The sequence below is a fragment of the Streptococcus sp. Marseille-Q5112 genome, from assembly GCF_916700555.1.
In the GTDB taxonomy this organism is placed as follows: domain Bacteria; phylum Bacillota; class Bacilli; order Lactobacillales; family Streptococcaceae; genus Streptococcus; species Streptococcus symci.
This window is the reverse complement of the sequence record NZ_CAKAKP010000012.1, coordinates 25,565-38,292: the sequence shown is the minus strand read 5'-3', so window position 1 is coordinate 38,292 and position 12,728 is coordinate 25,565. Positions and strand designations below refer to the sequence as shown.

Here is a 12,728-nt window from a genome sequence, read left to right as displayed (position 1 = left end):
ATCATGTCACCTAAACTGATGACATGATTCTTTTATTTCACCGTATAAGCAAAACTAATGGCATTATCTGCTTGCGAGATTTTTCTAAAGGTATAGTTAGGGTTTCCACCATAGTTGGTTTCAGAAACTAGAAAAGAACCATCATCATAGACCTTCTCGACAAAAGCCACATGACCATAGTCTGCTGGTGTGCCATGTGTACCTCCCACAAAAGAAACAATAGCACCTGCTCTTGGTGTGGAACCCGTTTCTCCACCAAGACTTGAAGCTGTCGCAACCCAGTCCTGACCATTTCCCATGGTATTAATGATTGAAATCTTCTCTCCGTTTCTACCTTTTAGCTTTAATCCTAACTGGTTCATACGAGCCGCAACACCCCATGTACATTGTCCATAGGCATAGGCCATACCATCTCCACCACCAGGAACAGAATGATCATATAAGTCACCACGAACACCTTCAAGGGATTGTGGGTCACTCTTTGCCTGTCCACCATTTGTTTGGCTAAAGCCTTTTTCAATTTGGTAATACCATTCCGTGGCTCTAGTTTGTCTTTCCAGTAGTTTGTCACCAGAATTTCCCTCCCAATAGGTAAGGAAGAGTTGGGCTAGATTGGCTGCACTTCCTGTATTTCCAAAGAAATCCTTTAACCAACTTTGATAGTAAGGACTATCCCCATGAAGCATAAAATCAAGTTGGAGGTCTAAATCATACCACTTCTTATTTTTGATATGTGCATAATTCAATAAAGCTGTATGACGTGTTGAACCATCTGCGGTATCTGTCCATTGCCCTAAACCTAGACCTCTATGAAGGATATTAGGATAAGCACCACTATAAATGGCTGGCCCTCCTATCGCTAACCAGTTTTCATCATCCCATGAGGAATCGGTAGCGCCGACTGGAGGAGATAAATAATCTCCTTCAGCTCGTTTAGGATTGATAGAAGACTCTACCGACCAATTTCCTAAAATAGCCGCAATGGCTTGGGGACTTGCCCCTTGAGATTTCAAAAACTCATAAATATGTTTTGCTCGTTCAAACTCATCCCCACCAAACTGACCAATGGCAGGTAAGATAGTTGTCTGAAGTTGAATGACTTTTGGAAAATAAAATTGCGGATTGACATACACCAATTTTTCTTTCTTGTTCTTATACTTTTGATAGGAAACTTTCAAACCTGTATCGTCTGGTGTTTCACCAATAATATCACCCGTTAGGACTCTTGTCCCCTCAATCGCACGGCCATTATGAATAGAATACAAGGTCAATCGACTCTCATTCTCTCCTTTTCCATTAGTGAGAATTATATTGTCACCATCTAGTGATACGACCCCATCCATTGGTGCGACAATCGTTTGGTGAGCCTTGGCTTCTAGTAGAATGTACTCCTGAAGGGTAGGTTTTCCGTCTAAATCATAGTATCCGTAACGATAAGTCATGGTTAGACTATCTTCGTTGCTTTTCCCCTCAAATGGATTGTCTAATTCCTGCATGGAAGCATACACACCCTCTTCTTTTAGTTCCTTCATTTCCTCTTGATCGTCTTTTGATAGTTTATACTTAGGGGTTTCATAGAGGTCTTGCATGGATTTCAAATCTTCCCCATCGTTTAAATCATGCCACAAAGTAGATAGATAATCCTTGTAAGTTTCTGAACTAAATAAGTGAACTGGTTTGTGTAACTCATAGTCATGGAATTTAAAGTTCATATACCCCATCACATCATCAACTTTTGTGTAATAGGTAATGCCTTTGTCATTTGTACGAGTATGTTCTGCGTCTTCCCAAGTTAGGTGGGTATAAGCTTTTGTTAATTCAAATTCATCTTGTTGAATCAAACTAGCAGATGAAAAACCTAAAAAGAAGCTCATCATAAGTAAAAGAAGAAAGACTATTCCTCCAACTATCCAGGTTGCAGGATTCCCAGCCGCAAATGTAAAGAAGGAAAAGGCTGCTTTTAGTTTTTGATAGATATTTCGGACACTTGTAAGACCTTGTTTCTTTAATTTTCGATACCGATTTTTAAAGGAACTTGGATTATCTTTCGCTAGTTTCCATCCTTTTCCATCCTTAAAATGATGGTATCGCTCTTTTGTGTTGGTCAGTCTTTTCTTGGTAAAACGACCTGTTGCTTGTCCTGTTTTGACACTAGCTTTCCCAAGATTATAAGAAAGCCGACTGTAGCGTTTCCCTTTTCTAATGGTCTCTTGAAGTGTGCGATAGCCTTCTAAATCTTCATTTTCTGAAGCTAACTCTCCACCTTCACGTCCAAGGACATAAAGAAAAGTTTTGGCTTTCCTACTGACTTTTTTGGACTTATAGGCTTGTTTAGTAAATTTTAGATTCTCTTTTGCGGCCTTGACTTCTTTCTTAGCTTTTAATTCTTCTAAACTCTTCCCTTGAAAGAAAAAATTAGATTTTTGTTTCGATTCCTGACCGTAGAGAAATTTTTGATTGGTTTTTCTTTCTTTACGACTCTCTTTTCTTTCTTCTTTTGCTTCTACCTTGACTTCTCTAAATTGCTTCTTGGCTATTTTCAATCGTTTCCTAGCATGAGGCAATCGTCTGTCTCTTAATTCTTTACGATTCAAAAGAGATGGAGGACTATTTTGAAGAATATGATTGTAGTCTTCATTTGCTTGTTTTACTCTCTCCTTTGAAGCCTTTCTCATCTCCTCTAGCTTTTCTTTTATCTCTTTTTTCCATGCTTTTTCATCCAGTACAGCGGTATCTTTTTTCTGTTTCCTCACCTCCTTCTTTCCTTTTTTCAAGAATTTCTTCTCATCTTTTAGACTTCTTCTAAATGCCTTTCGGGCACGTATGATTTCTCTTTTATCCTTCATTTACCTTCCCCTTAATTAGAAGCCATTTTATCAGGATCTGTACTCATGATATCAAACAATTGTGTACCTTGAGGAATCTTATTTTTAAAGGGAACGACAACTGAACCAGCTTTTATTAGTCCTGCCCCTTTTTCTGGATTGACTAAGTATTTTTCGAGTTCTTTTGACAAGCCTAAGAGTTGAACCAGTTCTTCTCTGTCATTTTTTGCTTGCTTGAGGAGAATCATAAATTCACTATTTGCAATAATCCGTCTACCGTTTGGATCTAACAATAAGGTTTCGACATTTTGGGTTATCCCAGTCGGACTAGCTCCATATTTTCTGACACGACTACACAATTTAAAGAAGAAATCACTGGCATATTTATCTAATAAGAGAAGCTGCATTTCATCAAAATAAATCCAGGTCTTCTTCCCTAATTTTTGGTTCCGAACGACACGATTCCATATCTGATCAAAAACAACCATAAGAGCGATTTGTTTCAGCTCATCTCCTAACTTTTTAACGTTATAGATTAAGAAGTTAGATCCTGTCTGAATATTGGTCTTATGAGAAAAAATATCAAGAGAACCTTCGACATACAGTTCCATATCAAGTGCCAAATTCTGCGCTTCTTCTTCTGGTTGTTGACTCAAGACAAAGACCCATTCTTCCAAAGAAGGCGCTTTAAATGACTGATAAGTGAGTCTGGTAACTCGGTCGATAATTGATTTTTCTCTTCCATCCATTTTCCTATCCAATAACTTGCCTATAAAGGATAAAAGAAATTCTGATTTTACCTTTACAGGATCTTCATCCATATTTTCCTCAGACAAGTCAAGGACATTGAGATAGGTTTGAGAATCAGGCGCAATATCAATCATTTCTCCCCCAAAAGCCCGTCCAATAACACTGTACTCTGCTTCTGGATCCACGATGATAATTTCAGTATTTTCACCAGATTCCTTGATTTTTGTCGTGATAATTTCGTGCTTGGTTGCCATCCCTTTCCCAGCTCCAGATGTTCCTAAAATCAAACCAGATGGTGTATTTAATAGGCTGCGATCAATAGTAATAATATTGCTTGAGATTTGATTGATACCATAATATTTCCCACTACGGTCTTGTAAGTCTACTGAAGTCCATGGAGAGTTCACTGCTACATTGGACGTTAATAAACTCCGTGATACTCCCTCTAAAAAATCACAACCAAATGGCAGCAAACTATTAAAGGCTGCTTCTTGCATATATGGAAGTTTATCAATCATTAGGTCATTTGAGCCAGCCACTTGTTGGATAGTATCTAATGCTTGTTTGAGTTCTTCTTCATCCTGACCAAAAACACCAATCAAGAAGACCGTTTGAAATAGTTTATCTCCTGTCTCTGTCATGGTTTTTAAGAGTTCCTCAGCTTCATCGATATTGCTTTCTAATACATGACCTACTTTTTCCAAATAGATACCAGTACGAGCTAGTTTTTGTTGTTCCCCAATCTTTTGGGATTCCATCAAGGTCTTCTTTGTTCGTAGTTTCTTCATGGCATCTGCCTTAGTCGAACTTTGTGCATGAAGGCTTACAATCAATTCCAAATCTCCTTGCATGAGGTCTCGGATAAACTGATCCCCTAATTCCATGCCGTAGTCTCTCACATAGACGATCTGCAATAATCGGTCATTGATTTGTAGGTAATTCTTGTTTTTAAAATCCAAGAGATTAGGCGCTATGAAGTGACGAGTTGTCTGACCAGATCTCGTTAAATCACGGTAAGAAAAAGGAAGATGGTGTTCTCCTCTAAGCATATCTGCCAACAAGTTCACTCGTTCTTCTCCAGCCAAGGATTCAAAACGTGCATCAATTTCTGAGAAACCACTCTTGAAATATTCTCCTATTTGGGACAAGGAACGATAGGCTTGTTTGGGATTAGAATCTTTTCTACCAAAGCTAATCAGTTTTACAGCTGAAAAATTATTTTCACCACTGTCTAAATTCTGATTCATCATCCGATTCAATTCTTTACGGTAGGTATCATATCCATCTTCTTTTTCCTCATACAAAACACTTTGTCTAAACTTTTCTAAATTCAATCTTTTATTAAAAATTGTCAATTGGAAGTTGGTTTGGTCGTCTAGGGAGTTAATCAAATCAGAATACTTCTCAATGATTGCGCCCTTATCTTCTAAACCAACGGTCTGGTAATTGACATCACCAAGTAAATAGCTTTGTGAGAAATAATCTTCTTTTACCTGCATCAGACCATTTTGATACAGGGCTTGATAGGAGAGAGTATTAGCCGTTGATGGTAACACTTCCTCTTTTTTTCCTTTAACTACTTCTTTCTGATTAGTCATTGAAGTTTTTTGTTTCTTTAATGTATTTGATTTTCTTTTCATGTTCAGATCCTTTCTTTCCTGTAATTGTGCGTAGGGGAACCGTTAATTCAAAATGAAGACGGTATTTCAAATAATGTTCAAAATATAAATCATTGGGTTTATAGACTCCAAAAAGCATGAGGGGGATGGTAAAAGCAAACACAAAACCGTAAACAAACCAATCTCCAAATTGCTAGAAAAAGAGATTCAAACCCAAAACAATAATTGTGACAATAAAGGCTGGTAAAACAAAGATGATTTGCCTTGTAGTGAAGCCTAACCAAGCCCTGTGTTGGTATTTTGAGATGTCTTTAAAGACACGTGTATTCATGACTTTCCTTTCTAAAAAGGCTAAGAAGCAATCACTTCCTAGCCTTTATCTAATTACATACCTAAGATTGAGCGAGCCGTACGTTGAGAACCAACGAGGGCAATAATCAGTAAGATAGCTTGTACCAAACTACCAAACATAATCGCAAGTGATTGCAAGACTCCTGCACCATTTGAAACAGCTATTTTCCCAGCGGATTCAAACAAAGGAACAAGCGAAACAATCAGAAAAATAAGAACCCCTTGTACCGCATAGACCATAATATTTTTTAAATAGCCAATACCAATAGACTTCCATTCATCACTTAAAAATGTTGGAATCGTAAGAGGGGCAAATGGAATCATAAGGTAGAGTTGAATAAATCGAATAGATACTAAAAGATTGACCATGGCTGCACTTACTATCCGAACAAGCCAAATGAGGAGGGCGAAAAAGCCCACAATCATCCGGCCAATAAATCCTGACCCTTTTAATCCAGAGATGGTATCATACTTCGCCCCACCGTGAGCCACAATCGAGGCCACTTGTTCGATGGCGTGACTCGCAATCCCGATGATAGCTTCTACTATAACGGTAGTATTGGTAATTACAACTGCGACCATAATATAACTAATCAACATCGGCGCTAATGCTTCAAAGGTCATCGCTCCTCCTGAGTTAGCAATTTTCTTTGCCATCTTCGAAAATTCTAAGATGAGAACAACTGATAAAATCGCAACTCCAAGAGGTTGCATGACACTTTTAGTAATACTAGACATATAAGTCCAAACTGTTGGATTGTAGCTAGATAGAGATTTAATCAGATCTACCGTAGATTGTAAATCCACATTAAATCCTTCAAATAAATTTTCAGCTGATATTTTTTCAGATGCAAGGTAAACAAAGGGTGAGACTAAACTAAGATTCATGTCATTGTTTATCCTCCTAAATTGAAATTTGAGTTACAAAGGCTCCAGCAGCCCCTACCATTACTCCACCGACAATTTCCAGAATGGCATTCCGAACACCTGGTCCACCATCTTTAATGTTGGTTGCAAGATTGACAATCCCCACAACAACGAGAAAGGCACCAACCGCAATCAATCCCTTCTGTAACAAAGACATAGCTTGTGCAAACATAGCACTTGCGTCTACTCCATAAACAAAACCTTTAAAATGCGTAATCATCTATTTCCTCTTTTCTATTTTTATTTTAAACTAGATTCAAAAGTTAAATCACGAATTCTGAGGCCTTCAAGATGGTTTTCTTGACTTTGATTCAAAGGATTGATTTGATAGTTCCACCACCGTTCATCGCTTTCTTGATTGGCTAGGTATTTCCAGTTTGGATGCTTAGTGGAATTGTATTTTTTGCTTTTAAAGACAGGCATATTGGCAATTCGAACCAAGCATTCATGCCGTTTCATATTTCCGACTTCATCAGGTGTCATTAAATCACGAGCAATCTTTTGATGAGAAAGGGATCCTGAACCTGTCTGGCCAAAGGAACGACTAGTATTTCGAACATCAATGGTTTGTTTACCGAGTAAGCCACTCATAAATTTAAAGGTATCTTCATCATTACCACCTAAGTAGACTAAGCTATCACAGTTCCCAAGAATGGTTTTCCAAGCTTCTTTTTCTTTATAGAGCCCTTGAAGTTGGGCAATATTTTGTAGAATAGGAACGAGACTCATATTTCGAGAACGGACTGTTGAGGTTTGTTCAGCAAAATCTGGGATTTCTCCGATATTTGCGAACTCATCTAAGTAAACTCTCACATGAAGAGGCAATTGACCCTTAAAATCAATATCTGCTTGTCTTGTTAGGGTTTGAAATACGGTTGAAAAAAAGAGGGCTGAAAGAAAACGAAAGGTACTATCGTTATCTGGGATAACTAAGTAAACCATTGATTTTTCCTGGCCCCATGTCTTCATATCAAGGGTATCTCTTTTGGTCAAATCCATGACACTTTGAATATTGAAAAGGGCAAATTTAGCAGTGGTTACAGCTATAACAGAATCCAGAGTCTTATCCTTATAATTTTGGAAATCTGCCCAATTTCGCATGGTAAAATTTTCAGTTCCATACTTTTTAGCATAATTTTCAAATAGAATTTCTAAGACACTTTTTTCTTGGTTTTCACCCTTGGATAAGTGTTTAATGAGTTTTGATATTTCAGCAAAACTTGGATAACGCCCTCGTTTTTTTCGCTCTTCCACTTCTTTTTTTTGACGTTTCAACAAGTTTTGATATTCCTTTTGACTTAAACGACTTTCTTCTATGAGCTGTTCTCTTGTTTTAGGTGGGTTATAGAAATCGACCAAGTAGGAGGCTAAAGCTCGAACCAAAGTCATAGAAGCTTCATCCCAAAATGGATCACTTCGGGAGCCAGAGCCTTTGGTGTTATTAAAATAAACCGTCAGCATGCGATTCAAATCATTTTCTGTCTCTATATAGCGAAAAGGATTGAAGCCATCTGAGTTCTTCATATTGACTAAATCTAGCACCTTTACTTGGTAGCCATGTTCTAAAAAGAGTTTGCCTGTTTTTTCGGCCAAGTGATCTTTAGGATCCACTACAATATTAGAACTATTCATCTGAATAAGATTAGGTTTCACAAAGCGAAATGTCTTCCCACTTCCTGAACCTCCAATCACCGCAATATTCTTATTTCTGTCATATTGGGGTGATTTTTTATCTAATAATGTCAAACGAACATCTTGTGCTAAGATCGTATCATGAGAAAATTCTTTACCGTAAAAGAGCTTCTTTTCTTTTAGAGTTCCAAAACGGGCACTCCCGTATTCTACTCCTTCTCGGTATTGTTTCTTACCGGTTTCTAGATAGAGATAAACCAGCAACATCATCACAAAACCTAGTAGAAAAAAAGCACTTGATTTTCCAGTAAAAGAAATATTCCATGGCGACTGAAGAACTTCATCTTGACCTTCCATCAGAAGATGAGTCCATTTATCTAGTGTATTTCCAGTATAGGAATCATACAAAAGCGTCAAACGATGAAAAAGATAGCCTAGTAAGATACCTAACAGTGAGAATAGTAGGAATTTCTTTCCACTGTACATCATCTCACCATCTCTTTCTGTTTGACGGCTCCTTCTTGTCTAAAGGTAATTTGGGATTTAGCCTCATCAATTGCATCGTCTAATGACTTATCCATGGTAAAATCAGCTAATTTCTCCGGATCATTAACCATTTTTTCTAACAGATGGTCTAAATGATTGTCTAGAATCGAACGGTCTTTCGTGTAGAAATGCAGAGAATCCCCTTGCCAAGCAATGGCTAAAGGAATCTCTTCTTTTTCTAAAAAAGCTTTAAATTTCTCTATATCAATTGGTTTGTCTAAAAAATCTTTTTTCAGATTAATCGTATCAATCGAATAAGGAGATTGTAGCAATTCTTCTAATTTCTGTACCCCTATCTTATAGGCAGAATCCTGTGATAAAGCCTGACGTCTAGACCATTCTAGAATCTTTAAGAGACTTCTTACAGTAAATAAAAGACTACGCTCTGCATATTGAACTGCCATTCGTTCCTGTTGTTCAGAGGACATCTGATGCCTCCTTCTTCACAAATAGCAGCTTTCCTTCTTTATAACGATAAGCTATCAATTTCTGACGTTGCTTAATCGACTTGACAACCTGCAGTAGATCTCTCGAATAAGGTTCTCGAAGAGTAACTTCTACAGCTTTCCCTTCAAAGATACCAACACGTTTAAATTCAATGTAGTCTTTTTTGAGATGTCCTAAGCCCATACCAAAAGGAAAGTGATGAATTAATTGGATGGTACAACCACCTTTATTTCCCATTTGTTTCAAATCATACAAGTTTACTACCTTCATGATTAACTCCTTTATCTAGTTTGTCGCATCGTTTGAGTCTGGTAACGATAAACTCCGTGTCTGTTAGAAAATTCTCACACACGTCTTGTGCCAGTTGCCCTTCACAGGGAAATACTCTCAGTCCCTACTTACACAGGCACGCTAATCAAGACGGAGTGGATTCAATTTTCAAAGAACAGGTAGCTTTATTATAGATAAGAGTAGTTGAAATTTTTATCACATTTTTTATTTTTCTGTCGAGCTAAATTCATACTAATCAAAGACTATGAAATAAAAGACTAACATTATTACATAACGTTAGCATTTCATTTCCCTAAAATAAGATAATTTTGTCTAAAAAAGCAGCAAACTATAAACTAGTAGGTTCCACACCAAATGTAGCCCCATACTGCCCCATAAGTCCGATTTATAGCGCACCATCCCTAAAAACATTCCCAATGAAACATACAAACACCAAGCTAGAATAGTTCCTGGATGATGAGATAAAGCGAACAAAACACTTGTCAATGCAATTCTGATATCTAATTTTCTGACCAAGTTCCATAAAATTTCTCGATACAGAAATTCTTCAACCATACTCGCATTGATTAAGAACAATAAAAATGAAAACCAAGGAACTTGATGTTGAAGGCCAATTAAGTTTGCTTGATTCGTGCTTCCTTGAGCATGAATCAGACTAAAACATAGACTTATAATCAGTAGGCTAACGAATCCAATAACAAGCCATTTCATCCTAGTTTTCATATTGACCTTGACCACTTGTTTTCGTTGACCATACATCCATAAAAAAGAAATGAGCGACCCACAATAGAGAATCTGTAGTATAGTTAACTCACCAATACAAAGCAATTTCAATAAGTATAGAGATACCAATAAGACATTTACTTGTTGGAATATATACACTGGAATTATTCTTTTCATAGTTACCTCCGAAATAAATCTTCATAATCTAAATCTAATACCTGCACAATCCTTTCTACCCATGGACTTTGAGGCATTCGTTGTTCCATCTTATAGTGACGAATCTTTTGATACAAACGATTCAATTCACTTGGATAGTGAAACTCTCCCGCAAACATTTTTCTGGTTAACTCAATCCAGCTGATATTTCTTTCAGCCAAAATAATGGACAAGTTCTCCCAAAATCGTTCAGCCATATTGATTCTCCTTTAGTTAGATAAATAATGTGTTTGTGCCATGTAAATCAATTGTTTCGTATCTCTTGGCAATAAAGCTCTAGCCTCTTCCAAATTCAGATTTGGATAAACTCTCTTATTTGAAACCGCAAGAGGAAGTCTGATGGTTAGTTCAGGATTTTTTAAGATCATCTCAATGAAATCCGTTAATCTTAAATTGTCACGGTTCTTAAATCGTAATAAATTTGGAGATAAAAACTCAAAACAATCTGAAGAATAGCTCATCATCTCAATTAATTTATCCCTTGTCATTTCAGAAATCGAATGACAAGATACCTCAATGCCATAGTTTTTGAAGAAGTCTAAAAGAAGTTGATTTCTTTGGCTATTTTTACTTAGATAGAGATCAATCATGGGAGACCTCCCAAAGATTCGGTTCCATTTGATATTCTGAGACTATTAAGGAATCTAATAAATTTGCGAAGTTAATCGGTTTCTTGTCTTCATCATGAGCTTTTACAGTTACTTGGGTTGTAAGTATTCCCTCTTTTCCCTCGGCTTGATAGCCTTGCCCATATAAAACAAAAACAAGATTATGATTATCATCTACAAAGGCATCAGCTCCGTTCTTTATATCCTGACTTTCAAGGAATTCCATAATGTTTTGAAGATAGGATTCATAAAATAATGGGTAATTGTGTTTTTTATGGTAATAATCTAAAAATTTCACTTCAAACTCACATGGATAATTGGGCATCAAAAATATTTGTTCATCCAACTGCATCATTTCTGCATCATGTAATTCTGTTTCTAATTCATCACAATATAGTATTGACTGTTTATTTAACGCTTTCATCTTTTCCCTCTATTTCTTTTAATTTCATTGCGATTGCAGCAATCACAGGAACGGTTACACTATTACCAGCTTGTTTATAGAGCTGACTATTACTAGAGACTTTTCTAGCAGCTTCAAAAGCCCAATCAGGAAAACCCTGCAGGCGAAAACACTCTTTAGGAGTGATTCGTCGTATCCTCAGACGGTAAAATTGTCCATCTATCAAGACACCAGCTACATGGTAAACTTGCTTATCTTCTCCTTCATAGCTAGCAACTACTACTCCCATTTGACCACTAGTTGTCAAAGTATTCGCTATACCTTTTCCAACTCTACCACGCCGATACTGAGAACTTGGTCTTTCTAAATTGATTGAATCTCCAATCTCTGCTTGAGCATATCCTTTTTTCGTTGCTTCCCGGACTTTTAAAAATTGGATTGGTTCTGGAATCAGTATTTTGGGAATTTTATCTCCACCTTGCATCGTAGTCAATGTTGGAGATAAGCCCTCACTTCCATAGACACGACCTGTCTCCTTAAAGCTAGTCGGTAAATCTCCAACAACAACAATACCATGACGATCCTGAGTATTTAAAGTAAACATCGGCTCTTGGTTTTCCTTAAAGCGTCTACCATTTTGTCTTTTTCCTAATCTGTCTGTTGTCATACAAGGAATCGCAACTTTAAATCCTTCTCCTTTTCCACGAACTAAGGTTGGCGCAAGCCCTTCTGAATAATAGACTTTACCACTCATTCCACTTCTTGATGGATTCAAATTTCCTAGTACTTTCAAAGTCTCAGAGTTAGTTGCTTGACCTTCTCGTCTGAAAGGAAATAAGAGTCTGGTACCTCTCTTTCTAGAATGTCCGATAATAAACACCCTCTCTCTGTTTTGGGGAACGCCAAAATCCTTACTGTTAAGCACCTGCCACTCAACATCAAACCCCAACTCATCAAGTGTGGTAAGGATTGTGGTGAACGTCCGTCCCTTATCGTGATTGAGTAGGCCTTTAACATTTTCAAGAAAAAGAAAACGTGGTTTGATTTGTTTGGCCGCCCGAGCAATTTCAAAGAACAGAGTGCCTCTAGTATCTTCAAATCCCAATCGTCTTCCTGCGATTGAAAATGCTTGACAAGGGAATCCCCCACAGATGATATCGACTTTCCCTCTAAGTTTTTTAAATTCGTCATCTGAAACATCTCGTATGTCATGAAATTCAATTTCTCCTTCCGTTTGAAAAATGGACTTATAAGATTTCCTAGCAAATTTATCAATCTCACAAAATCCAATACACTCGTGTCCGACACTTTCCATTCCAAGTCGAAAACCACCGATACCTGAAAATAAATCAATAAATCTCATTTCTTGATTACCCCTTTCTGATCGACT

At 37.2% G+C, this 12,728-nt stretch carries 12 protein-coding genes and 1 pseudogene; all 13 read right to left on the bottom strand.

Going from position 1 to position 12,728, the window contains the following annotated elements:
- Positions 1-32 precede the first annotated feature (32 nt).
- A complete protein-coding gene (locus LG372_RS08110) occupies positions 33-2,846 on the bottom strand; it encodes a phage tail tip lysozyme (RefSeq protein ID WP_225742560.1) in 2,814 nt (937 codons plus the stop codon).
- Positions 2,847-2,857: 11 nt separating this feature from the next.
- Entirely contained in the window at positions 2,858-5,215 is a 2,358-nt protein-coding gene (locus LG372_RS08105; protein ID WP_225742559.1) for a VirB4-like conjugal transfer ATPase, CD1110 family, read from the bottom strand.
- Positions 5,166-5,525 (bottom strand): annotated as a pseudogene (locus tag LG372_RS08100) (PrgI family protein). The gene LG372_RS08105 and the pseudogene LG372_RS08100 overlap by 50 nt, the downstream one beginning before the upstream one ends.
- 53 nt (positions 5,526-5,578) lie before the next feature.
- Positions 5,579-6,433 (bottom strand): conjugal transfer protein TrbL, encoded by an 855-nt coding sequence (locus LG372_RS08095; protein WP_001054257.1) that lies wholly within the window; start codon positions 6,431-6,433, stop codon positions 5,579-5,581.
- Between the two features lie 16 nt (positions 6,434-6,449).
- Positions 6,450-6,692 carry a hypothetical protein gene (locus LG372_RS08090; protein ID WP_000627865.1) on the bottom strand — a complete coding sequence of 81 codons (243 nt, stop codon included), beginning with the start codon at positions 6,690-6,692 and terminating at the stop codon, positions 6,450-6,452.
- A gap of 20 nt (positions 6,693-6,712) precedes the next feature.
- The gene (locus tag LG372_RS08085; RefSeq protein WP_225742571.1) at positions 6,713-8,590 is read right to left on the bottom strand and encodes a VirD4-like conjugal transfer protein, CD1115 family; all 1,878 of its coding nucleotides are present in this window, start codon (positions 8,588-8,590) and stop codon (positions 6,713-6,715) included.
- Entirely contained in the window at positions 8,590-9,078 is a 489-nt protein-coding gene (locus LG372_RS08080; protein ID WP_102210757.1) for a hypothetical protein, read from the bottom strand. Before LG372_RS08080 ends, LG372_RS08085 begins: the two co-directional genes overlap by 1 nt.
- Positions 9,068-9,367 carry a hypothetical protein gene (locus LG372_RS08075; RefSeq protein WP_000869755.1) on the bottom strand — a complete coding sequence of 100 codons (300 nt, stop codon included), beginning with the start codon at positions 9,365-9,367 and terminating at the stop codon, positions 9,068-9,070. Before LG372_RS08075 ends, LG372_RS08080 begins: the two co-directional genes overlap by 11 nt.
- A 333-nt stretch (positions 9,368-9,700) precedes the next feature.
- Positions 9,701-10,288, bottom strand: coding sequence for a CPBP family intramembrane glutamic endopeptidase (locus LG372_RS08070; RefSeq protein WP_225742558.1), 588 nt, complete (start codon positions 10,286-10,288; stop codon positions 9,701-9,703).
- A gap of 2 nt (positions 10,289-10,290) precedes the next feature.
- Positions 10,291-10,524, bottom strand: coding sequence for a hypothetical protein (locus LG372_RS08065; RefSeq protein ID WP_000840776.1), 234 nt, complete (start codon positions 10,522-10,524; stop codon positions 10,291-10,293).
- 12 nt (positions 10,525-10,536) lie between these two features.
- Positions 10,537-10,917, bottom strand: a complete 381-nt coding sequence (locus LG372_RS08060) for an arsenate reductase family protein (protein WP_000566533.1) — start codon at positions 10,915-10,917, stop codon at positions 10,537-10,539.
- Positions 10,910-11,359 (bottom strand): hypothetical protein, encoded by a 450-nt coding sequence (locus LG372_RS08055; protein ID WP_225742557.1) that lies wholly within the window; start codon positions 11,357-11,359, stop codon positions 10,910-10,912. Before LG372_RS08055 ends, LG372_RS08060 begins: the two co-directional genes overlap by 8 nt.
- The gene (gene dcm / locus LG372_RS08050) at positions 11,343-12,701 is read right to left on the bottom strand and encodes a DNA (cytosine-5-)-methyltransferase (RefSeq protein ID WP_225742570.1); all 1,359 of its coding nucleotides are present in this window, start codon (positions 12,699-12,701) and stop codon (positions 11,343-11,345) included. Before dcm ends, LG372_RS08055 begins: the two co-directional genes overlap by 17 nt.
- Positions 12,702-12,728: the final 27 nt, after the last annotated feature.

Bases quoted from the DNA above. Each gene is read 5' to 3' on its own strand.
- LG372_RS08110 (WP_225742560.1), bottom strand. From the start codon at position 2,846: ATGAAGGATAAAAGAGAAATCATACGTGCCCGAAAGGCATTTAGAAGA.
- LG372_RS08105 (WP_225742559.1), bottom strand. From the start codon at position 5,215: ATGAAAAGAAAATCAAATACATTAAAGAAACAAAAAACTTCAATGACT.
- LG372_RS08095 (WP_001054257.1), bottom strand. From the start codon at position 6,433: ATGAATCTTAGTTTAGTCTCACCCTTTGTTTACCTTGCATCTGAAAAA.
- LG372_RS08090 (WP_000627865.1), bottom strand. From the start codon at position 6,692: ATGATTACGCATTTTAAAGGTTTTGTTTATGGAGTAGACGCAAGTGCT.
- LG372_RS08085 (WP_225742571.1), bottom strand. From the start codon at position 8,590: ATGTACAGTGGAAAGAAATTCCTACTATTCTCACTGTTAGGTATCTTA.
- LG372_RS08080 (WP_102210757.1), bottom strand. From the start codon at position 9,078: ATGTCCTCTGAACAACAGGAACGAATGGCAGTTCAATATGCAGAGCGT.
- LG372_RS08075 (WP_000869755.1), bottom strand. From the start codon at position 9,367: ATGAAGGTAGTAAACTTGTATGATTTGAAACAAATGGGAAATAAAGGT.
- LG372_RS08070 (WP_225742558.1), bottom strand. From the start codon at position 10,288: ATGAAAAGAATAATTCCAGTGTATATATTCCAACAAGTAAATGTCTTA.
- LG372_RS08065 (WP_000840776.1), bottom strand. From the start codon at position 10,524: ATGGCTGAACGATTTTGGGAGAACTTGTCCATTATTTTGGCTGAAAGA.
- LG372_RS08060 (WP_000566533.1), bottom strand. From the start codon at position 10,917: ATGATTGATCTCTATCTAAGTAAAAATAGCCAAAGAAATCAACTTCTT.
- LG372_RS08055 (WP_225742557.1), bottom strand. From the start codon at position 11,359: ATGAAAGCGTTAAATAAACAGTCAATACTATATTGTGATGAATTAGAA.
- dcm (WP_225742570.1), bottom strand. From the start codon at position 12,701: ATGAGATTTATTGATTTATTTTCAGGTATCGGTGGTTTTCGACTTGGA.